The sequence below is a fragment of the Marinactinospora endophytica genome, from assembly GCF_054780875.1.
The window spans coordinates 113,917-135,031 of record NZ_BAAGVM010000003.1; the positions used below are offsets into that span (position 1 = coordinate 113,917).

Here is a 21,115-nt window from a genome sequence, read left to right on the forward strand (position 1 = left end):
CGGCTACCCTGGGGCCCATGACGTTTGAGGGCTTTGAGACGCTGGCCATCCACGCAGGCCAGGAGGCCGACGCCGAAACCGGTGCGGTCGTGGTCCCCATCTACCAGACCAGCACCTACCGTCAGGACGGTGTGGGGGGCCTGCGCGGCGGCTACGAGTACACCCGTACCGGCAATCCCACCCGTACCGCGCTGGAGGAGTGCATCGCCGCGCTCGAGGGCGGCGCGCGCGGTCTGGCGTTCGCCTCGGGGATGGCGGCCGAGGACACGCTGCTGCGCACCATCGCCAAGCCCGGCGACCACGTGATCATCCCGGGTGACGCCTACGGCGGTACCTTCCGGCTCTTCTCCAAGGTGCTCCAGCGCTGGGGGGTCGAATGGGACGCGGTGGCGCAGTCCGACGTGGCGGCGGTACGGGCCGCCGTGCGACCCGAGACCGTCGCCATCTGGACCGAGACGCCGACGAACCCGCTGCTCAACATCTCCGACATCGCCGCACTGGCCGACGTGGCGCACGGAGCCGGGGCCCTGCTCGTCGTCGACAACACCTTCGCCTCGCCCTACCTCCAGCGACCGCTCGCGTTGGGCGCCGACGTCGTCGTGCACTCCACGACCAAGTACCTGGGCGGACACTCGGACGTCGTGGGCGGCGCGCTGGTGGCCGCCGACCCGGAACTGGGCGAGCGGCTGGCCTTCCACCAGAACACGATGGGCGCGGTGGCCGGTCCGTTCGACGCCTGGCTGACGTTGCGGGGCATCAAGACGCTGGCGGTGCGGATGGACCGTCACTGCGCGAACGCCGAGCGGATCGTCGCCGAGCTGGTGGGGCACCCCGCGGTGACGGAGGTCCTCTACCCGGGCCTGGCGGAACACCCCGGGCACAAGATCGCCGCGGAGCAGATGCGTGGTTTCGGGGGGATGGTCTCCTTCCGTCTGCGCGGGGGCGAGGAGGCCGCGCTGCGGGTCTGCGACCGCACCCGGGTGTTCACCCTGGCCGAATCGCTGGGCGGTGTCGAGTCGCTGATCGAGCATCCGGGGCGCATGACCCACGCCTCGACGGCGGGGTCGGCCCTGGAGGTCCCCAACGACCTGGTGCGGATCTCGGTGGGGATCGAGTCGGCCGACGACCTGACCGCCGACCTGCTTCAGGCCCTGGAGGGGTAGCGTCGCAGCCGGGCCGGCGTCCGGCGCGAGCCGGTCAGCTGGCCCGGCGCCGTCGCTCCAGGAAGTCGTGCACCACGTAGGAGCCCAGCCGCGCGGGATCGGGGCGCGCCACCTGTCCCCCGTTGCGGCGGGCGACCTCGTCCACGAACGCCCGCAGGCGGGGGTCGTCGGCGAGCAGGAACACGTTGAGGGCGGCGCCCCTGCGGGTCATCCGGTCCACCTCGGCCAGGGTGAGGTCGGTGGTGCGTGCCGACGGAGGCCAGGAGAAGGACGAGGAACCGTCACGCTCCAGGTGGGCGGTCGGCTCGCCGTCGGTGACGACGAGCACGATCGGGTCGAACTCGGGGTGCCGATCGAGATGGCGGCCCGCCAGCATCAGCGCGTGTTGCAGGTTCGTGCCCTGGACGGGTTCCCACTCCAGCTCGGCCAGTCCCGACGCGGGGAGCTCGCGGGCGTAGTCGCTGAAGCCGACGACCTGTACCGCGTCCTGCGGAAAGCGCGTGGTGACCAGCGAGTGCAGCGCCATGGCGGTCTGCTTCGCGGTCGACCACAGGTCGCGCAGCGCCATCGAGTAGGACAGGTCCACGAGCAGGCACACCGCCGCGGCGTTGCGGCGCTCGGTCTCGACCACCTCGAAGTCGTCCGGGCGTAGCCGTAGCCGTCCCGGGGGGTCGCCGGGGGCGTGTGGCCGTGTGGCCGCGTTGCGCAGGGTGTGCACGACGTCGAGAGGCTGCTCGTCACCGTAGCGCCAGGGCCGGGTGGCGCCCGTGGGTTCCCCGGCGGCTCCGGCTCCCGTGCTGTCGTGGTGTCCGCTGCGGGAGGTCGGAGCGGCGGAGAGGACCTCGCGCAGCGCGGTCTCGCCGAGTCGGCGCAGGGCCTTGGGGGTCAGCTGGAGCCGGGACCGGGAGCCGCGGAGATACCCCTGGTCGTGTAGCTCCCGTTCCAGTTCGCGCAGGCGTGCGAGGTCGTCGACCGCCGAGCGTCCCAGCGCGCGCCGCACGGCGTCCTCGTCGATGTCGTCGAGCCCGGCGCCGGCGTAGTCCTGGCCCAACGAGGTTTCGAGTTCGGCCAGGTCGGCGAGTTCCTCCAGGACGGTGGTGGCGTCGCCGATGCCCAGCGGATCGGTCCCGCGCGTGGGCTCACCGCCGGTCCAGGCGAGCTCGGGACGGCGTGCCTGGAGGGCCGCGGACAGGCGGCCCATCTCGTCCTCAAGCCCCGCCTCCTCGACGGTGTGGGCCATGAGGTCGTTCAGCTCGGCGCGTTGTCGGGGGGTGAGGGAGTCCAGCAGCCGTCGTGCCGCGGCGGCCCGGCGGGCCAGGGAGTCCACCAGTTCGGTGAGGTCGCGTGGCCGATCGGGGAACATGTCACCGAATTCAGCCATGAAGCGGTCGAAGTCGTCCTGGGTGTGCTCGCCTCGGTCATCGGCCTCCAACATGGCGTTGAGGGCCCCGACCATCGCGCGGACGCGACGCAGGTCCTCGGGCCGTCCCGACTCCAGGGCGCGTTTCATCCCGCGGAAGTGGGAGTCGAGGACCTCACCGCGCAGGAGACCGCGCAGCTCATCGAAGGTGGCGCGGGCCGCGGCGGAGCGCCACTCGTATCCGGCCAGGCGGCGCACTGCCGCAGCGGTGTCGGAGGGGAGCGCGTCGAGTTCGGACTCGCGCAACCGGGCGTCGTCGGAGGGATCGGGGAAGAGCTCGGCCCGTTCCTGGCCGACGGCGCGGTCCAGCAGGGAACGGACCTGGTCCAGGGTGCCGTCCAGACGGCCCGCGGCGCGCAGGGCGGCGCGTTGTTCGCGGACCCGGCGCAGCAGGTGGTCCAGGCCCGGCACGTCCCGGGTCCCGTGGCGCGCGAGATCGCGCAATGCCTGTGCCGGGCGTGTTCCGTTCATGACCGAACGGCCTAGTTCGTCCAGTGCCGCGCGCACGTCGTAGGGCGGCGCCAGCGGATCGGGTCCGTCGTGGTACTCGCCGTAGCGGAACCGGCTCATCGGCTGCTCCCCGAGCATGGTGGGTGGATGTGCGGAGGCCGGGCGGCGTCCTCACCACGATCCTCGCCTCCGCCGGCCCCGCCCGCCAGCCGTGCCCCCCTTCCTGTGGACAAGCGATCCGGCGTGCCGTCTCAGAATCGGTAGACCGAGCGGTCTGCGAGGTCGTCCTTTGACAATCGGCGGTTCAGGTAGAGCCCCTCTAGCGCGAACTCCAGCGCGGCCGCCGCGTACCCCGGGGTCTCGCCCGGCCCCTCGTCCTCGGGCGCGACCCGGGCGACCAGCTCGGCCAGTCCCGGCAACGGTCCCACCCGCCGCAGCAGCTCCGCCGCGGTGACCGACTCGCCCGACTCGACCGTGCCCCCCTCGGCGAACCGCTCCAGCAGTGGACCCAGGTCCACACCGCCCAGCACGTGCCGGAACGTCTCGGCCGTCGCGCGACGCAGCAGATGGGTCAGCACCTCCGACTCGCGTCCCTCCTCGCCGACCTCGAACTCGACCTTGCCGCGCAGCGTCTCGACGACGGGGGCCAGGTCGCACACCCGGGCCATGGCGGGCTCCTCGCCCCACAAGGCGGCGCGGCGGGCGGCCGACGCGGCGACCGTCTCGACCGCGGCGATGGCGAAGCGGGCGGACACCCCCGAACGGGCGTCCACCGCGGACGACGCCCGGACCAGGCGGGTGAACCGGGCGACGATCTCCACCAGATGGCGGGGGACGGCCGGACCGCGCGAGGGGAGGTCGGCCTCTTGGAGGAGGAGCCCGACCTCGTCGTCGAGCGAGAGCGGATAGTGGGTGCGGATCTCCGCCCCGAAACGGTCCTTCAACGGGGTGATGATCCGGCCGCGGTTGGTGTAGTCCTCGGGGTTGGCGCTGGCCACCACCAGCACGTCCAGGGGGAGGCGCAGGGTGTAGCCACGGATCTGGACGTCGCGTTCCTCCAGCACGTTGAGCAGCGCCACCTGGATGCGCGCGGCGAGGTCGGGCAGCTCGTTGACACAGAAGACGCCCCGGTTGGCGCGCGGGATCAGCCCGTAGTGGACGGTCTCGGGGTCGCCCAGGCTGCGTCCCTCGGCGAGCCGGACCGGGTCGACGTCGCCGATGAGGTCCCCGACGCTGGTGTCGGGGGTGGCGAGCTTCTCGCCGTAGCGCTCGTCGCGGTGCCGCCAGGCCACCGGCAGGTCGTCGCCGAGCTCGGCGGCCATTCCGCGGCAACGGGCGCAGACCGGCGCGTGGGGCGAGTCGTTGATCGGGCAGCCCGCGACGACCGGGCTCCACTCGTCGAGCAGGCCGGCGATCGTCCGGATCAGCCGTGTCTTCCCCTGCCCCCGCTCTCCCAGCAGCACGACGTCGTGGCCGGCGATCAGGGCCCGTTCGAGATGGGGCAGCACGGTGGAGTCGAACCCCACGATGCCGGGGAACCGGTCGACCCCCGCGCGCATACGTTCCAGGAGGTTCTCGCGGATCTCGGCCCGGACCGTGCGGTGGGCGTGCCCACGGGCGCGCAGCGCGCCGAGGGTGGTGGGGCGGGGAGCGGATTCCCGTGTGGCGGCGGACATGGGGACGAGTCTATGCAGACGCGGGGGACAGGCCGGTGACGCGCGCCACCACGGGGTAGTGGGCAGGAGAAGGGAACAAGATCGTCCACGCGGAGGTTTCACCGAAGCGGCTCGGGAGCATGGACCCGGGTGTGCGCGGCACGGACGGACGTGAGGGGGCTGCCGGTGGCCAGGTTCGGCGATGCTCTGGCGACGGGGGCCGACCTCGTGAGCGCGGCCGAGCGCGCGGTGCGCGGGGCGCTCGCCCCGCTCGATGGCGCGGCCGACCTCGTGTGCGTGTTCGTCTCCGGTGCCGACCCCGAGGAGGTGGAGCTGGCGGCCGAGCGCGCCATGGCGCTGGCCGGCGAGGCCACCACGATCGGGTGCAGTTCGACCGGCGTGATCGGCGGCGGCCGTGGTGTCGAGGGCGAGGGGGCCGTCAGCGTCTGGGCGGCGATGCTGCCCGGGGTCGCGATCACCCCGTTCCGGCTCGACACCATCCCCGAAGGCGACCACTTGGCGGTGGTCGGCATGGTCGAGCCGGGCCCCGAGGACCGGGTCGCCCTGCTCCTGGCCGATCCCTACGAGTTCCCGGCGCACTCGTTCGTGCGCCGTTCGACGGCCGTGCTGGGCGGACTGCCGATCGTCGGTGGGCTCGCTGATGGGCTTCGCGGCCGGGAGTCGGTCCGGCTGTTCGCCGACGGGCACACCGTCGACAACGGCGCGGTCGGCCTCCTCCTGGGCGGGGAGGGGGTCGTGGGCACCACCGTCAGCCAGGGGTGCCGCCCCATCGGGCCGTCCATGGTGGTGACGGCGGCCGAGGGGAACACCGTGCTGGAACTCGCGGGCACCCCCGCCTACCGCAAACTGGAGCAGATCGTCAACGCGCTGCCACCGGAGGAACAGGACCTGCTGACGCAGGGGCTGCACATCGGCATCGCGATGGACGAGTACGCCGACCAGCACGAACAGGGAGACTTCTTGATCCGCGCCCTGATCGGCGCCGATCCGGAATCCGGGGCGCTGACGATCGGGGACGTGGCCGAGGTGGGGCAGACCGTCCGCTTCCAGGTCCGGGACCATGACACCGCAGAGGACGACCTCCTGCAACGGCTGCGCTCCTTCGGGGAGGACACCGGCGGCCGTACCCGGGCGGCCCTGTTGTTCTCGTGCAACGGCCGGGGGGCCGCGATGTTCTCCTCGGCCGACCACGACGTGCGCTGTGTCCGTCAGACCCTCGGCATCGAGGCGGTGACCGGGTTCTTCGCCGCGGGCGAGATCGGTCCCGTGGCCGGACGCAACCACCTGCACGGGCTCACGGCCTGCCTGCTCGCCTTCGAGAGCTGACCTCTCCGCAAGCTTTACCGATGAGGGCCGGGCTCCCCGGCGCGCCGTCTTCGTCGCCGAGCGTTGCTGCATGCTTACTGTTCGTGGTCGAACGCGCTCGTGGGATGGAGGAAGTGGTGCACGCCTGGAGGAGATGGGGGGCCGTCGCCCTGCTGGGGACGCTCGTGCTCGCGACGACGCCGAGCCCCCACCGGGGCGCCGCCGTGGCGGCGACGTGGCCCGACCGCGACGCCGGATGGTTCACCGAGGACCTGGCCGCGGCCGAACGGGTCGGCGCCCTGTTGGACGAGAACGGACTGGGCGTCGAGAACGCCGAGCGCGCGCCGATGGGGGCCTCGCTACGCGACGCCCGCGCCGCCGCTCCGGCCGCGCTCGCCACGTTCCCGGCGCGCGCCCTGGGGTACCGGACCGGGGCCGCCGAGATCGCGGTCGAGTCGACGGCCAGCGGACACGACCTCCTCGTGGAGGTACGGGGCAGGCGCGCCGACGGGCACTGGACCGAGTGGCGTGGTGCGCCGTCGCCGACGGGGGGTCGGTCCCGTCGGGTCGTGTTGCCCGTGCCGGTCGACCAGCTCCAGGTGCGCATCGGACTGGGTCCCTCGGCGGCGCGTGAGGACGCGAGGGTGAGCGCGGTACGGCTGCGTCCGCGCGTCGGGGCCGCCGAACGGCGCGCGCTGCCGGCCGAGCCCTTCTCCGCCCGGCTGTACGCCACCCGGATCGGCCGGGAGGGAGAGGTCACCGCCAACGGCCACGAGATCCGGGTCGCGGACCGCTTCGCCGCTCTACCGTCGCGCCGTCCCCTGGCCGCACGCGACGGTGGCGAGTACGTGGTGCGAGTGTGCGGTGAGCAACGCTGCGCCTACGTCCCGGTGTGGGACGTGGGGCCGTGGAACGTCAAGGACGACCACTGGAACGCGCGCCGGGAGATGTGGACCGACCTGCCAAGGGGTAAACCGCAGGCCCAGGCCGCCTACGAGGAGAGCTACAACGGGGGCGTCGACGGGTTCGCGCGCGACGTGCTGGACCCGGCCGGCATCGACCTCGCCGACGGGACGTTCCAGGAGGTGCTCGGAGCCGAACGGGGCGGATGGGTCGACGTCGACTACCTGTGGACCGGCCGCATCAGCCATCCGGTCCATCTCAGCGCCGAGAACGGCGGAACGGTCGAGCTGCGCTCCCAGCCCCGGAGCGGGGCCCGCCAGGTCGGCAGCGCGGCCTCGGGAGTGGTGGTGGACGTGGCCTGCCGGGTCCACGGGGACGAGGTGAGCGGTCCCCGCGGCACCGAGGACGAGTGGTACCGCCTCGCCGCGGGGGAGTACGTGCCCGCCGTCTTCGCCGAGGAGGACGCCGACGTCGAGGTGTGCGGCACGGCGGGGGAGACGACGGTTCCCGATGAGGCACCGCCCCACCACGCCCCCCTGGCGCCCGCCGGATCAGTAGCGGACGACGAGGGTGCGCGTCGCCCGATCGTGCAGTGACCGGCCCAGGCCGTCGAACCCCGCCCAGACGCAGTCGACGAGCGTGAAGACGTGTCCCAGGCAGGGCACCGACTGGGGCAGTCCGAACAGGGCGGCGCGGCCCAGGGTGCGCCACTGGCCCGGCCGCCCGGCGTCCTCGGCCCGGACCACCCGGATGCGCAGCAGGGCCTTGCCCGGGGTCATCCCCCAGCCGGCGTGGAACAGCCAGTCGTACAGCAGGGTCAGCGGCCCCCAACCGAACAGGAACAGCAGGGTCCAGGCGTCGACGAAGGCGACGGGGAAGGGTTCGTCCGGCGGGGTGGTCATGGCCAGGAGCATGACCACTCCGAGGAAGAAGAGGAGGGCGAGGACGGCTATCAGCACGTAGTCGACGATCCTGGCCATCAGGCGCGCGCCGAAACCCGCAGGACGCAGACCGGGAGCACCGCTGTAGCCCCCGAGGGCGGAGGAGGGTCCGGGATTCCAAGAAGGGGAGGAGTGCACTCTGGAATTATCGTCGCTTCGGACGGGGCGGGAGACGGTGAAAAGTGCCCCAACGCGGAAGGGGTGGCCCGTGGCCACCCCTTCCGCGTTGACGCTTCAGGGGTTATGCCCCGCCGTAGGGGACGGCGTCGAGAATCTCGACCGTCAGGTTGCGACCGTTGGGGAGGGTGTAGGTGGCCTTCTCGCCGACCTTCTTGCCGTTGATGGCGCTCCCCAGTGGCGACTTCGGCGAATAGACGTCGATCGGCGCGCCACTCTCCTCGCGGGAGGCGAGCAGGAAGGTGACCTCTTCGTCGTCACCCTCGAACTTGATGGTCACGGTCATACCGGGGCCGACAACGCCGGCGCTGCGCGGAGCCTCGCCGACGCGCGCGTTACTCAGGATGCTCTGGAGCTGGATGATGCGGGCCTCGATCTTGCCCTGCTCCTCCTTGGCGGCGTGGTAGCCGCCGTTCTCCTTCAGGTCGCCCTCTTCCCGAGCGGCTTCGATCCGGTCGGCGATCTCGATGCGACCAGGCCCCGACAGGTGCTCCAGCTCCGCTGTGAGCCGGTCGTACGCCTCCTGGGTGAGCCAGGTGACGTTGTCATCTCGGGTCTCGGTCACGGGAACTCCCTTGGTGCGTCTAGTGACCGCGTTACCTCATGAACGCGGCTGAACTTACGAGATTAGCACCGAGCCCCCTGGAAACCAGGGGCATGAAACCCTGCTCCCCAGGCCATGCGCCTCCCGGGTTTGCGGAGGTGACAGGCTGGGCAAGAGAATCTTTTCCCCTGGCGTCCGGACGGCCGGAGAGGCCGCTCGGGTCACTCCCCGGAAGCCTCCGCCGGCTCCTGTTCCCGGCAGGAGGCCACCTGAATCGAGGTGGCCTCGCGGACCGTCTCGACGGTCGCCCTGACGTCACGCAGTCCCGCCTCGACGGCCACCTCGGTCTGCCCCACCTGGACGTGCTGGGCGTCGGTGGCGGTGATGAGGCACAGGGTGGGGTTCCGGGCGTTGACCTGGAAGGTGATACTCGCCTCGGTCGCGGAGTCGACCTTCCAGGCGATCGTCTGGTAGTGCGCCTGGTTGAGGGTGCCGCTGTAGCCCAGCAACGCTGTTCCCCAACCGACGGTGAAGATCGCGGCAGCCAGGACGGCCAGGACGAAGAAGACCGGCCGGTTGCCCAGACGGCGTCGGGGTGCGGGAGCCGGCCCGTCGGCGTCGGATGCGTGGTCAGAGGGCTTCGGCTGCATACGGGAATCTCCGAACGTGGGGTCTACGTTGTCTAAGATAGCTCCGGTCCAGCAGGCTCCCGCTCCACCCCCACTTGGACGGGACCGGCGCGTCTTCCGCGCGGTTCCCGGAGCGGTCGACGTCGGCTTTCGCTATCCACCCAAGGGGATGTCCGTTGTCTGAGCGCTTGCGGCTGATGGCCGTTCACGCCCACCCCGACGATGAGTCCAGCAAAGGCGCGGCCACCATGGTCCGCTACGTCAACGAGGGTGCCGACGTACTGGTCGTCACACTCACCGGTGGGGAACGTGGCTCCATCCTCAACCCCGCGATGGACCGGCCCGAGATTCGCGAGAACATCGGCGAGGTCCGTCGTAAGGAGATGGAGCAGGCCCGTCAGATTCTTGGCGTCCGCCAGGAGTTCTCCGGGTTCATCGACTCGGGGTTGCCCGAGGGCGACCCCCTGCCCCCGTTGCCCGAGGGGTGCTTTGCCGTGCAGCCGTTGGAGGTGGCGGCCGAACCCCTGGTCCGTTCGGTCCGCGAGTTCCGCCCGCACGTGATCATCACCTACGACGAGCAGGGTGGCTATCCTCACCCCGACCACATCATGTGTCACAAGGTCTCGGTCGAGGCGTTCGAGGCCGCGGGCGACCCCGATCGCTATCCCGGTACGGGCAAGCCGTGGCAGCCGCTGAAGCTCTACTACCACGTCTCGTTCCCGCGCCAAAGGTTCGAGCGCATCGCCGAGATCATGGCCGAGCGCGGTCTGACCAATCCGTTCGCCGAGTGGATCGAGCGGATGAAGGACCGGAACTTCCCCCAGTGGGAGATCACCACCCAGGTCGAGTGCGGCGAGCACTTCGAGACACGCGACCGTGCGCTCATCGCCCACGCGACCCAGATCGACCCGAACGGCTTCTGGTTCGCGGTCCCGCTCGACATCCAGCGCGAGGCGTGGCCCTATGAGGACTACCACTTGGCGCGCTCGCTGGTCGACACCGAACTTCCCGAGGACGACCTCTTCGCAGGGGTCCGGGAGACGGTGAGAACATGATGGACATGAACGCCGCACCACTGTATCTGGCCAGCCTCTCGGCGGACTTCAAGGCCGACATCACGCCGGGTGTCCTCGGTTTCATCGTCATCGCGGGGATCGCCACCGCGCTGTACTTCCTGATGAAGAGCATGCGCCGGCACCTGTCGGTGACGAGGTCGGGGACCTTCCTGGCCGCGGGGGACAAGCACGAGGACTGAGCCGGAGCGGCCACCGCCAGGGGCGGGGCCACCGGTCGTGGGCGAGGGGCCGTTCGGCGCGTTGGCGCCGAACGGCCCCTCGCCGTCTCCCATCCCGCGCGCGGAGGGGGCGACTTGACGGGCAACGGGCCCGCGGGGCAGGATGGGCCCATCAAACAAGACGAGACGTCTCGTCTCGGAAAGGAGGGGGAATGACCCCGACCGGACAGCGGTCCCGAACCGCCGAACGCACCTGGTTCGTCACGGGTGCCTCGCGCGGGTTGGGCCGCGCGTTCGTCGAGGCCGCCCTGGAGGCGGGGGAGCGCATCATCGGCGTCGCGCGCGACGTCACCCCCCTCGACGACCTGCGCGCCCGCTTCCCGGAACGGCTGCACGCCTTCCCCCTCGACGTCACCGACCGCGACGAGGTCCTGGCGGGCGTCCAGCGGGCCTTCGACGTCTACGGCCGCCTGGACGTCGTGGTCAACAACGCCGGCCAGATGCTCTACGGGATGCTGGAGGAGGTCACCGAGGAGCAGGCGAGAAGGCACATGGACGTCAACTTCTTCGGCCCGCTGTGGGTGTGCCAGGCCGTCGTACCGCTCATGCGGGAGCAGGGATCAGGACACATCGTCCAGGTGGCCACCGTGGGCTCATTCGGCGGTTTCTCCTGCGTGGGGATGTACTCCGCGGGCAAGACCGCGCTGGACTCCATCAGCGAGGCCCTCGCCCTGGAGGTCGAGGAGTTCGGGATCAAGGTGACCGTTCTACAGCCCACCTCCTACGACACCGAGCTCTTCACCAGGGGCACCACCGCCACCGAGGAGCATCCGGCCTACGCCGGGCTACGCGCCCGCCTCACGCAGATGTGGAGCGGCGTGCAGGACCCGCCGCCGGCCAAAGCCGCCCCGGTACTCATGGAACTCCTCGACCTGGAGAAGCCGCCGCGGAGGCTGGCCGTCGGCGGCTACTCCCACGAGCTCGCGGCCCAGGCCGAGGACGCGCGCCGGGCGGAGGCCGAAGCGTGGAAGGAGCTGAGCCGCAAGGGCGACTAGGCCGCGCGACGGCCCCGCCCCGGCCGGAGGGGGCGGAACTCAGCGATAGGTGCAGACCTCGATCAGGTTGTGGTCGGGATCCCGGAAGTAGACGCTGAGGATCGGGCCGGTCGCCCCGGGCTGCTCGCCCGGCCCCTCCTCGATGGGAACACCGTGCGCGGCGAGCTCCTCGATCACCTGCTCCAGGGGTTCGACCGCGACCAGGCACAGGTCGGCGCTGCCGGGGAGCGGTCGGGCGGCCTTCGGCTCGAACTCGCGTCCGGCCTGGTGCAGGTTGATCTTGCTGCGACCGAAGGCGAGCGCGGTGCGCCCCTCGCCGAACCTCACCACCCTCATGCCGAGCACCGAGCTGTAGAAGTCCACCGTCGTCTCGATGTCGGCGACGGTCAACACCAAATGGTCCAACCGGTCGATGCGCATGGCCCCACCCTAGGAACCGCTCCTCCCCCCGTCCCTCTCCCCACGGACAGAACACCCATCCCTTGACACCGCGACCGGCCGTGTGTCGCCGACGCGCCGTGGGGCAGAGTGGGGACATGCCGAACCGTCTCGCCGACGCCACCAGCCCCTATCTGCTCCAACACGCCGACAACCCCGTCGACTGGTATCCGTGGGGGGAGGAGGCGTTCGCCGAGGCCCGGAGCCGCGACGTGCCCGTCCTGCTCTCGGTCGGCTACGCGGCCTGCCACTGGTGCCATGTCATGGCGCACGAGTCCTTCGAGGACCCGCGTACCGCGGAGATGATGAACGCCGGCTTCGTCAACATCAAGGTGGACCGCGAGGAACGCCCCGACATCGACGCGGTCTACATGGAGGCCACCCAGGCGATGACGGGCCAGGGCGGCTGGCCCATGACGGTCTTCCTCACCGCCGAGGGCGCCCCCTTCTACTGCGGGACCTACTTCCCGCGCGAACACTTCCAGCGGCTGCTGTTCAGCGTCTCCCAGGCCTGGCGGGAGGACCGGGAGGGGGTCGTCGGACAGGGCCAGCGCGTGGTGGACGCGCTCAGCGCCCCCCGGATCCTGCCCGGAGCCCAGCCGCCCGACGCGGCGGTACTCGACGCCGCCGTGCGCGGACTGGAGGACACCTACGACCGTTCCGGCGGCGGTTACGGCGGCGCGCCGAAGTTCCCGCCCTCCATGCTGCTGGAGTTCCTGCTGCGCCACCACGCGCGTACCGGCGACCCCGCACACCTCAACGGGGAGGCGGCGCAGACGCGCGGCACCGCGCTGGAGATGGCCGTCCACACCGCGCACGCCATGGCCCGAGGCGGCATCTACGACCAGCTCGGCGGCGGATTCGCGCGTTACTCCGTGGACGCCGGGTGGGTGGTGCCCCACTTCGAGAAGATGCTCTACGACAACGCGCTGCTGCTGCGCGCCTACACCCATCTGTGGCGTTCCACCGGGGACGCCCTCGCCCGCCGGGTGGCCCTGGAGACCGCGGACTGGATGGTCGCCGACCTGCTCACCCCCGAAGGGGGGTTCGCCTCCGCCCTGGACGCCGACAGCGAGGGGGAGGAGGGACGCTACTACGTCTGGACCCCTAACCAGCTGCGCACCGTCCTGGGAGACGAGGACGGGGCCTGGGCGGCGCGGCTGTTCGGCGTCACCGACGGGGGGACCTTCGAACGCGGCACCTCGGTGCTGCGGCTCCCGACCGACCCGGACGACCCCGACCGCTACGCCCGGATCCGCGACGCGCTTCTTCGCGCGCGGGCCGAGCGGGTGCCCCCGGCCCGAGACGACAAGATCGTGGCGGCCTGGAACGGCCTGGCGGTCGCCGCCCTGGCCGAGACCGGCGCGCTGCTGGACCGCCCCGACCTGATCGACCGGGCGCGTGACGCCGCCCGGTTGCTCACCGACCTCCACGTCACCGGCGACCGTCTGGGCCGGACCTCGCGGGCCGGGACACTCGGCCCGAGCGCGGGGGTGCTCGAGGACTACGCCGACGTCGCCGAAGGACTGCTCACCCTCCACGCCGTCACCGGGGAGGCGCGGTGGGTGCACGTGGCGGGACGGCTGCTCGACACCGTCCTGGAGCGCTTCTCCGACGGTCGCGGGGGCTTCTACGACACCGCCGACGACGCCGAAGGACTGTTCAACCGGCCGCAGGACCCCACGGACAACGCCGCCCCCTCGGGGTGGACGGCCGCGGCCGGGGCCCTGCTGTCCTATGCGGCGCTCACCGGTTCGACGCGACACCGCGAGGCAGCCGAGAGGGCGCTGGCAACGGTGACGCTCCTCGCGGAGAAGGCCCCCCGTTTCGCCGGGTGGGGGCTGGCGGTCGCCGAGGCCCGGCTGGCCGGCCCGCTGGAGATCGCGGTCGTCGGCCCCGCCGGCGACCCCGACACCGAGGCGCTGCACCGCGCCGCGCTGATGGCGACCTCGCCGGGCGCCGTGGTCAGCCGCGGCGACGGCGCCGACGACGGCGGGATCGGCCTGCTGCGCGGACGTCCGCTCGTCGAGGGCCGGCCGACCGCCTACGTCTGCCGGGGATTCACCTGCCGCCTGCCGGTCACCACCGTGGGGGAGCTCGTCGCGCAACTGGCCGCCGACGGGGGCTGAGCCCCCACCCGTTCTCGCGCGCTCGACTCTTCCGAGATGATCTTGGGGACGGCCCCGCCTCCACGGCGACATCGGGCCGTCCCAAGATCGATGTGGACCGGCCCTCTCCCGGCTGGGGCGTGACAGGGTGTCCGCCGCGTGAACCCCCGGGTGGGGGTCGCGCGTGTAATACCCAACCAACCGTTCCCAGTGGGGAGTTGTCAGTCGTGCGGAACACAGACGCGGGAGGAGCGGTCGTCCCCGAGGCGCGCCGTCCCAGCCCTACGATCACCGACTCCGTCGAAGAACTCGCGCGCAGGGCGAGGGACGGGGACAAGACGGCGCTGGAGGAGCTGCTGCGGCGCGTCCAGCCCGAGGTGCTGCGCCGTTGCGCGCGTTTCCTGCCCTACCGGCAGGACGCCGAGGTGGCCTGCCAAGACGCCCTGGCGCGGGTCGCCGCGGGCATTACCGGTTTCACCGGTGATTCGCTGTTCACCACGTGGCTGTATACGGTGGTGTCGAACTCGGCGCGGCAGACCTACAGGTCGATGAAACGGAGATCGGCGGAGCCGACCACCGGAGCCGAGCCCATCCCACGTCAACGTGATCCCCGGACCACCAGTGTCGTCGCGGGCTCGCGCATCGATCTGCTGGAGGCGCTGGACCGTCTGGAACGCGACCGTCCGCACCTGGTCGTCCCCCTGGTCCTGCGGGACCTGTTCCAGATGGACTACGGGGAGATCGCCGAGGAGCTCGACCTCGCGCTGGGCACGGTGAAGTTGCGCATCCACGAAGGGCGCAAGCACGTGCGCAGGTCGCTCAGCGCGGCCTGATCCCCGATCGTCACCGCGGTCGGGTCAGGCGACGGCGTGAGGGGGGTCCGCGCCGGGGACCGGAACGATCATGCGCTGTCGGAGCAGCGGGAAAGGTGCTAGTCATGGGGCTGCGTGATCCCCTCTACTGGCTGTACGAGCGGCGACTGGAACGCAAGCTCCAGTCCTGCCAGACCCCCCGGCACGTGGGGGTCATCCTCGATGGCAACCGGCGTTGGGCCAAGACGAGCGGACTGGCCAACGTCAACAAGGGGCACCAGGCCGGCGCGGACAAGATCTTCGAGCTGCTGGGCTGGTGCAACGAGGTCGGCGTCCAGGTCGTCACGCTCTGGCTGCTGTCCACCGACAACCTGTCCCGGGCGCGCGAGGAGCTCGACCCCCTCCTGCGGATCATCGAGGACACCGTCCGCCGTCTCCAGCGCGAGGGGTGGCACGTCAACCCCATGGGCGCGCTCGACCTCCTGCCGGGAGAGACCGCTGCTGTCCTGAAAGAGGCTGGATCGGCCACATCCGGCTATCCCGGTCTGATTGTGAACGTCGCCGTGGGGTATGGAGGACGGCGTGAGATCGCTGATGCGGTGCGGTCGCTCCTCCTCGCGGAGGCGGCGAAGGGCACCGGCATCGAGGAGCTCGCCGAGCGCCTCGATTCCGAGCACATCGCTGAGCATCTCTATACCCGCGGCCAGCCCGACCCGGATCTCCTCATCCGGACCTCGGGGGAGCAGCGCCTCTCCGGCTTCCTGCTCTGGCAGAGCGCCCACTCGGAGTTCTACTTCTGCGAGGTCTTCTGGCCGGCGTTTCGCAAGGTGGACTTCTTGCGCGCGCTCCGCTCCTACGGCGTGCGGCACCGACGCTTCGGCACGTGACCCCGGCGGCTTCCCGTTCTCTCCTGTCCCCGACCAGGGAACCGTCACGGTAACCCGGTGTTCACACGCCGGGAATTCCACGGGTCTTGCTCTTTTGCGCGCGCCGGGTAGCGTCGGTACCAGCGGACGGTGCGCATCCGTCCGTTCGGGAGGCCCCGACTCATTGACGGTCCTGGACACAGGAACCCAACGTGACAAGGGCCGGTCCCGGCCCTTTCGGGGCTGGACCCGGTCCTTGGAATCCCGTGAGTCTAGGGTGCCCTTGAGGCGCCCAAGGGGAGAACGCGTGGCTAGTTCCTCGTCCCACCGCCGCGACCTTCCGTCCGCTGTTCCCTCCGGCGAGGCAGGCGAACGGCGGACCTACGTGCTCGACACCAGCGTCCTGTTGGCCGACCCGATGTCGATCACTCGGTTCGCCGAGCACGACGTCGTCCTGCCGATCGTGGTCGTCACCGAGCTCGAGAGCAAGCGGCACCACCCCGAACTCGGTTACTTCGCCCGCGAGGCGTTGCGCCGACTGGACGATCTGAGGGTGGCCCACGGCTCCCTGGACGTCCCGGTACCGGTCAACGACCAGGGTGGGACCCTCCGTGTCGAGCTCAACCACAGCGATCCCAACGTCCTGCCGGCCGGATTCCGGCTCGGCGACAACGACACCCGGATCCTGACGGTCGCCGGCAACCTCGGGGCCGAGGGGCACGATGTCGTCCTCGTCAGCAAGGACCTGCCACTGCGGATCAAGGCGTCCTCGATCGGGCTCGCCGCCGATGAGTACCGCGCCGAGCTGGCGATCGAGCACGGCTGGACCGGCATGGCCGAGCTGGAGGTGCCCGCTCACGAGATCCAGGAACTCTTCGAGGACGGCACGGCCGAGATCGAGGCCGCGCGTGAGCTGCCCTGCCACACCGGTCTGGTGCTGGTGTCGGAGCGAGGCAAGGCCCTCGGCCGGGTCCTGCCGGACAAGTCGGTCAAGGTGGTGCGGGGCGATCGCGAGGTCTTCGGGCTGCACGGCCGCAGCGCCGAACAGCGCATCGCGCTGGACCTGCTCACCGATCCGGAGGTGGGCATCGTCTCGCTCGGCGGCCGGGCGGGCACCGGAAAGTCGGCGTTGGCGCTGTGCGCCGGCCTGGACGCGGTCCTGGAACGCCGCCTGCACCGCAAGGTCGTCGTGTTCCGGCCGCTGTACGCCGTCGGCGGCCAGGACCTCGGCTACCTCCCGGGCAGCGAGTACGAGAAGATGACCCCCTGGTCGCAGGCGGTCCACGACACGCTCTCGGCGCTGACCACCCAGGACGTCATCGACGAGGTCGTCGACCGGGGGATGCTGGAGGTACTGCCGCTGACCCACATCCGCGGGCGCTCCCTGCACGACTCGTTCGTCATCGTCGACGAGGCGCAGTCCCTGGAACGGGGCGTGCTGCTGACGGTGCTCTCCCGGCTCGGTGAGAACTCCCGCGTGGTGTTGACCCACGACGTCGCCCAGAGGGACAACCTGCGGGTGGGCCGCTACGACGGTGTGGTCGCGGTGATCGAGAAGCTCAAGGGGCACCCGCTGTTCGCCCACGTCACCTTGACCAGGTCCGAGCGGTCGCCGATCGCGGCACTGGTCACGGAGATGCTGGAGGGCTGATCGGGCGAGCCGTCCGGCTCCACGCGCGGGGCCGGACGGCTGTTCACGCGGCATTCGAGCGGAATTGGGGTCCGCGATGCGGGCCCCCGATACAACCTCTAGGCGTCCGTCTCCGAGCCGGAGGAGCGCCTGATGTCCCCTCACCCCCTGTCCCGACGAACCCTGCTGCGTGCCGGAGCGGTGGGGGCGGGAGCCGTGGCCCTCTCCGGCGCCGCGCCCGCCTTCGCCCAGGGACGTAACCGCCCGGTCCTCACCCACGGCATCCAGATCGGCGACCCGCGCACCGACGGCGCCGTCGTGTGGACCCGCGCCGACCGGGCCGCGCGGATGGTCGTCGAGGTGTCGACCCGCCCCGACTTCAAGAACGCCCGCACCGTCCGCGGACCCCAGCTCACCCCCGGCAGCGACGGCACCGGCCGGATCCGGCTGACCGGTATGAAGCCCGGAACCCGCGTCCACCTGCGCGTACACGCCGAAACGGAGCGGACGCGCAGTGAGGTCGTCGAGGGATCCTTCCGCACGCCCGGCGGCGAGGACGAGCCCATCCGCTTCGTGTGGGGCGGTGACGTGGCCGGACAGGGCTGGGGCATCAACCCCGACTTCGGCGGGATGAGGATCTTCCGCGCGATGGCCGAGCGCGACCCCGACTTCTTCCTGCACAGCGGGGACACCTGCTACGCCGACGGCCCCATAGCCGAGCGCGTCGAACTCCCCGACGGGCGGGTGTGGCGCAACGTGGTGTCCGAGGCCAAGTCCAAGGTCGCCGAGACGCTCGCCGAGTTCCGCGGGCAGTACGCCTACAACCTGTCCGACGAGGCGCTGCGCGCGTTCTCCGCGAGGGTGCCGCAGATCGTCCAGTGGGACGACCACGAGGTCACCAACAACTGGTACCCCGGCGAGATCCTGCCCGAGGGGGTCTACACCGAACGCGACGTCGACACCCTGGCGCGGCGGGCGCACCGGGCGTTCCACGAATGGCAGCCGATCATCGCCCGGGAGGCGGTCGACGGCCGGATCTACCGCAAGATCTCCTATGGCCCGCACCTGGACGTGTTCGTCATCGACATGAGGACCTACCGGGACGCCAACTCCGGCGGCTCGCTGCCCTACGAGCGGGTCCTCGGCGACACCCAGGCCCGCTGGTTGCTGGAGCAGGTCTCCGCCTCCACGGCCACCTGGAAGGTCATCGCCTCGGACATGCCGGTCGGCGTGGTCATCCCCGACGGGGAGGCGATCGAGGGCGTCGCCAACGACCTGCCGGGACAGGCGCTGGGGCGCGAGGCGGAGATCCAGTGGCTGCTGCACCACCTGCACCGCCGGGGGGTCACCGACGTGGTCTGGCTGACCGCCGACGTCCACTACACCGCGGCCCACCACTACTCGCCCGACCGGGCGACCACCCACCTGGACTTCTCTCCGTTCTGGGAGTTCGTGTCGGGTCCCCTGCACGCAGGGGCCTTCGGCCCCAACCGGCTCGACCCGACCTTCGGGCCGCGCGAGGTGTTCGTCAACGCGCCGCCGCGGGCCAACGCCTCGCCCATGGAGGGATTCCAGCACTTCGGGGAGGTCGAGATCGACCCGCGCAGCAGGGAGTTCACCGTCCACCTGCGCGACATCGACGGCCGGTCCCTGTGGACGAGGACACTGCGCCCCGAGAAGTAGGGCCGGGTCGGCCCCGGTCCGCGCTCCGCGGACCGGGGCCCTTCCGTTTGCTCCGGTCCGAACCGGTCAGGGGAGGGCCGTGAGTCCGGCGGAGGGGAGGACGCGATGAGCACCACGGTGGCGATCGCCCGGCATGGCCGCACGCCCTGGCACGCCGACCACCGTTATGTCGGGTCGAGTGACATCCCCATCGACGAGGTCGGCCGTAGACAGGCGCGTGAGCTGGCCGGCTGGGCGCGGGAGTTCGCGCCGTCCGCCCTGTTCTGTTCGCCGCTGAGGCGCACCCGGCAGACGATGGAGCCGGTCGTGGCGGCGGTCGGTGTCGAGGCGACCGTGGACCCGCGGCTACGCGAGGTCGACTTCGGGATCGGGGAGGGGCGCACCCTCGACGAGGTGGACGAGGAGGTGGCGCGCCGGTTCCGGGCCGATCCGGTCACCGACCACTTTCCCGGCGGGGAGGACCCGCGTGAGGCCGCCGAGCGCGCGGTGGAGTGGGTCGTGGAGGTGGGCCGGGGCCACGAGGGACGTCGCGTGCTCGCGGTCGCCCACGGGACGCTGATCCGCCTGGTGCTCTGTTCGGCCCTGGGCATCCCGCTGAAGGAGTACCGTCGCGCGATGCCCGCGGTCCGCTCGGTCGGCCTGACCCTGTTGCGGGTCGACGGCGAGCGCATCGCCATGGAGGGGTTCAACGTTCCGCCGGTTCCGGGGCGCATGGACTGAAACCCCTGTGATCCGGGCGGACCGTATCGAAGGTTTTCACACTTCGTAATAACCGCCTGGTCGTGACACCGCCTGCTGTATGACGCTATGTAGTGTGATCCACCCCACCGTGGATTTGGTGTTACTCGCCCGTGATCATGCGGCAGGCTGGGGGCCGTCCAGAAGGAACCCCCGAAGCGCGGTTGTGCGGCCCCCGACGGCCCGAAAGCCCGCGCAGAGATCCCGGTGGAGCCGGCGGCCGGTCCCCTCACAGTTCCCGCCGCTCCCGAACCTCCTCCCCGCCCACCGGAGACCGGGGGTCGATCGCGCGCGAAACACCGGGCGCGCGACTGACGAAAGGGCAGTCCTTGCTACTCAACCGGATTTCGCTGCGGGCCGCCGGTGCCGTCGGAGCGGCCGTCCTCGTCGGCGGCGGCGCATTCGCCATCTCCGCGTTCGCCGACAGTGGTACTCCGCCGGAGCAGGCCGCCTCCGCGGCCCTCCCGCAGCCCTCCGAGACCGCCTCGACCGCGTCCTTCTTCCCCGAGGCGCAGGAACTCCCCGCCGAAGAGCGCGAGGCGCGGATCAACGAGGCCCGCGCGCAGCGCGACGAGGCCAGCGGGGCCGCCTCGATCCGGGCCGCCGTCTCCGTCCAGGCAGAGAAGGAGGAGCCCGAGGAAGAGGAGGAGCCCGCCGGCGAAGAGAGCACCGACGACGGCGGCGCGCCCGCCCCCTCCGGCGACCCCAAGGCGATCGCCCAGGCCATGCTCGCCGACTACGGCTGGGGCTCCGACCAGTTCAGCTGCCTGGAACCGCTGTGGGAGAAGGAGAGCAACTGGAACCCCAGCGCCCAGAACCCCAGCTCCGGGGCGTACGGCATCCCCCAGGCGCTGCCCGGCGACAAGATGGCCAGCGCCGGATCCGACTGGCAGACCAACCCCGCCACCCAGATCAAGTGGGGGTTGGGCTACATCTCGGACCGCTACGGCACCCCGTGTGGTGCCTGGGAGCACTCGCAGGCCAACAACTGGTACTGACCCGAACGTGACGAAGGACCCGCGGACTCGTCCGCGGGTCCTTCGTCACGGATGGGGACGGAAGGAGTGGGAGACCTCCTCGATGATCGCCCGGTACTCCTCGCGTCCGGCCTCGGTGAGTCCTCGGGGAGCAGGATCCCCTTGACCGCGACTTCGCGCTCCAGGGGCGGATCCCACGCCCGCCACACGGCGCCCATGCCGCCGCGACCGAGCCGTCTGCGGATCTGATGGCGCCGGCGATGGCGCGGGTGTCGGGCGGGGAGGCCATGCCGCCGCCTTCCGGGGCCGCGGCGGTCCCCGCGGGGACGAGACGACGTCGACGGCCGGGAGGAGGCGCGCGCCCGC

Annotated in this window: 19 protein-coding genes; 13 read left to right on the forward strand and 6 right to left on the reverse strand. The window is 71.2% G+C overall.

Annotated features, from left to right (window positions below):
- Window positions 1-17: 17 nt before the first annotated feature.
- The gene (locus tag ACYVHU_RS07130; RefSeq protein ID WP_078763403.1) at window positions 18-1,163 is read left to right on the forward strand and encodes a cystathionine gamma-synthase; all 1,146 of its coding nucleotides are present in this window, start codon (window positions 18-20) and stop codon (window positions 1,161-1,163) included.
- A gap of 34 nt (window positions 1,164-1,197) precedes the next feature.
- On the opposite strand, the gene ACYVHU_RS07135 is transcribed toward ACYVHU_RS07130, so the two are convergent.
- Both ACYVHU_RS07135 and ACYVHU_RS07140 read right to left on the reverse strand, forming a co-directional pair.
- The gene (locus ACYVHU_RS07135) at window positions 1,198-3,153 is read right to left on the reverse strand and encodes a hypothetical protein (protein ID WP_498947916.1); all 1,956 of its coding nucleotides are present in this window, start codon (window positions 3,151-3,153) and stop codon (window positions 1,198-1,200) included.
- A gap of 131 nt (window positions 3,154-3,284) precedes the next feature.
- Window positions 3,285-4,709 carry a sigma 54-interacting transcriptional regulator gene (locus ACYVHU_RS07140; protein WP_078763401.1) on the reverse strand — a complete coding sequence of 475 codons (1,425 nt, stop codon included), beginning with the start codon at window positions 4,707-4,709 and terminating at the stop codon, window positions 3,285-3,287.
- A gap of 165 nt (window positions 4,710-4,874) precedes the next feature.
- Between ACYVHU_RS07140 and ACYVHU_RS07145 the strand changes: the two genes are divergently transcribed.
- Both ACYVHU_RS07145 and ACYVHU_RS07150 read left to right on the forward strand, forming a co-directional pair.
- Complete coding sequence (locus ACYVHU_RS07145) at window positions 4,875-6,035, forward strand: FIST signal transduction protein (protein ID WP_078763497.1); 1,161 nt, start codon at window positions 4,875-4,877, stop codon at window positions 6,033-6,035.
- 83 nt (window positions 6,036-6,118) lie between these two features.
- Complete coding sequence (locus ACYVHU_RS07150) at window positions 6,119-7,513, forward strand: DUF8814 domain-containing protein (protein WP_159457294.1); 1,395 nt, start codon at window positions 6,119-6,121, stop codon at window positions 7,511-7,513.
- Here ACYVHU_RS07150 and ACYVHU_RS07155 read toward each other — a convergent pair.
- The 3 genes from ACYVHU_RS07155 to ACYVHU_RS07165 form a co-directional block, all read right to left on the reverse strand.
- Window positions 7,469-7,996, reverse strand: coding sequence for an RDD family protein (locus ACYVHU_RS07155; protein ID WP_498947919.1), 528 nt, complete (start codon window positions 7,994-7,996; stop codon window positions 7,469-7,471). The genes ACYVHU_RS07150 and ACYVHU_RS07155 overlap by 45 nt on opposite strands.
- 103 nt (window positions 7,997-8,099) lie before the next feature.
- Entirely contained in the window at window positions 8,100-8,600 is a 501-nt protein-coding gene (greA, locus tag ACYVHU_RS07160) for a transcription elongation factor GreA (RefSeq protein WP_078763400.1), read from the reverse strand.
- Window positions 8,601-8,800: 200 nt separating this feature from the next.
- The gene (locus ACYVHU_RS07165; protein WP_078763399.1) at window positions 8,801-9,229 is read right to left on the reverse strand and encodes a DUF4307 domain-containing protein; all 429 of its coding nucleotides are present in this window, start codon (window positions 9,227-9,229) and stop codon (window positions 8,801-8,803) included.
- Window positions 9,230-9,384: 155 nt separating this feature from the next.
- Here ACYVHU_RS07165 and mca point away from each other — a divergent pair, with 155 nt between their 5' ends.
- From mca to ACYVHU_RS07180, 3 genes are all read left to right on the forward strand, one after another.
- Entirely contained in the window at window positions 9,385-10,263 is an 879-nt protein-coding gene (mca, locus tag ACYVHU_RS07170; RefSeq protein WP_078763398.1) for a mycothiol conjugate amidase Mca, read from the forward strand.
- Between the two features lie 5 nt (window positions 10,264-10,268).
- Window positions 10,269-10,463 carry a hypothetical protein gene (locus ACYVHU_RS07175; protein WP_078763495.1) on the forward strand — a complete coding sequence of 65 codons (195 nt, stop codon included), beginning with the start codon at window positions 10,269-10,271 and terminating at the stop codon, window positions 10,461-10,463.
- Window positions 10,464-10,654: 191 nt separating this feature from the next.
- The gene (locus tag ACYVHU_RS07180; RefSeq protein WP_432938515.1) at window positions 10,655-11,497 is read left to right on the forward strand and encodes an SDR family NAD(P)-dependent oxidoreductase; all 843 of its coding nucleotides are present in this window, start codon (window positions 10,655-10,657) and stop codon (window positions 11,495-11,497) included.
- 39 nt (window positions 11,498-11,536) lie between these two features.
- Here the strand turns inward: ACYVHU_RS07180 and ACYVHU_RS07185 are convergent, their stop codons facing one another.
- Window positions 11,537-11,917 (reverse strand): VOC family protein, encoded by a 381-nt coding sequence (locus tag ACYVHU_RS07185; protein WP_078763397.1) that lies wholly within the window; start codon window positions 11,915-11,917, stop codon window positions 11,537-11,539.
- Between the two features lie 116 nt (window positions 11,918-12,033).
- On the opposite strand from ACYVHU_RS07185, the gene ACYVHU_RS07190 reads away from it, so the two are divergent.
- The 7 genes from ACYVHU_RS07190 to ACYVHU_RS07220 all read left to right on the forward strand — a co-directional run bounded on the left by ACYVHU_RS07190 (window position 12,034) and on the right by ACYVHU_RS07220 (window position 20,770).
- Window positions 12,034-14,064: a thioredoxin domain-containing protein gene (locus ACYVHU_RS07190; RefSeq protein ID WP_432938520.1), complete on the forward strand. Its 2,031-nt coding sequence runs from the start codon at window positions 12,034-12,036 to the stop codon at window positions 14,062-14,064.
- 206 nt (window positions 14,065-14,270) lie between these two features.
- Window positions 14,271-14,876 (forward strand): RNA polymerase sigma factor, encoded by a 606-nt coding sequence (locus ACYVHU_RS07195; RefSeq protein ID WP_078763395.1) that lies wholly within the window; start codon window positions 14,271-14,273, stop codon window positions 14,874-14,876.
- Between the two features lie 104 nt (window positions 14,877-14,980).
- Window positions 14,981-15,742 carry an isoprenyl transferase gene (locus ACYVHU_RS07200; protein WP_078763394.1) on the forward strand — a complete coding sequence of 254 codons (762 nt, stop codon included), beginning with the start codon at window positions 14,981-14,983 and terminating at the stop codon, window positions 15,740-15,742.
- A gap of 364 nt (window positions 15,743-16,106) precedes the next feature.
- Window positions 16,107-17,372, forward strand: a complete 1,266-nt coding sequence (gene phoH2 / locus ACYVHU_RS07205; protein ID WP_078763393.1) for an RNA 5'-3' helicase PhoH2 — start codon at window positions 16,107-16,109, stop codon at window positions 17,370-17,372.
- Between the two features lie 132 nt (window positions 17,373-17,504).
- Window positions 17,505-19,034 (forward strand): alkaline phosphatase D family protein, encoded by a 1,530-nt coding sequence (locus ACYVHU_RS07210; RefSeq protein WP_078763392.1) that lies wholly within the window; start codon window positions 17,505-17,507, stop codon window positions 19,032-19,034.
- A 105-nt stretch (window positions 19,035-19,139) separates the two neighbouring features.
- Window positions 19,140-19,754 (forward strand): histidine phosphatase family protein, encoded by a 615-nt coding sequence (locus ACYVHU_RS07215; protein WP_432938528.1) that lies wholly within the window; start codon window positions 19,140-19,142, stop codon window positions 19,752-19,754.
- Window positions 19,755-20,101: 347 nt separating this feature from the next.
- On the forward strand, window positions 20,102-20,770 hold the full coding sequence (locus ACYVHU_RS07220) for a lysozyme family protein (protein ID WP_498947924.1): 669 nt from the start codon (window positions 20,102-20,104) through the stop codon (window positions 20,768-20,770).
- The last annotated feature ends 345 nt before the right edge of the window (window positions 20,771-21,115 follow it).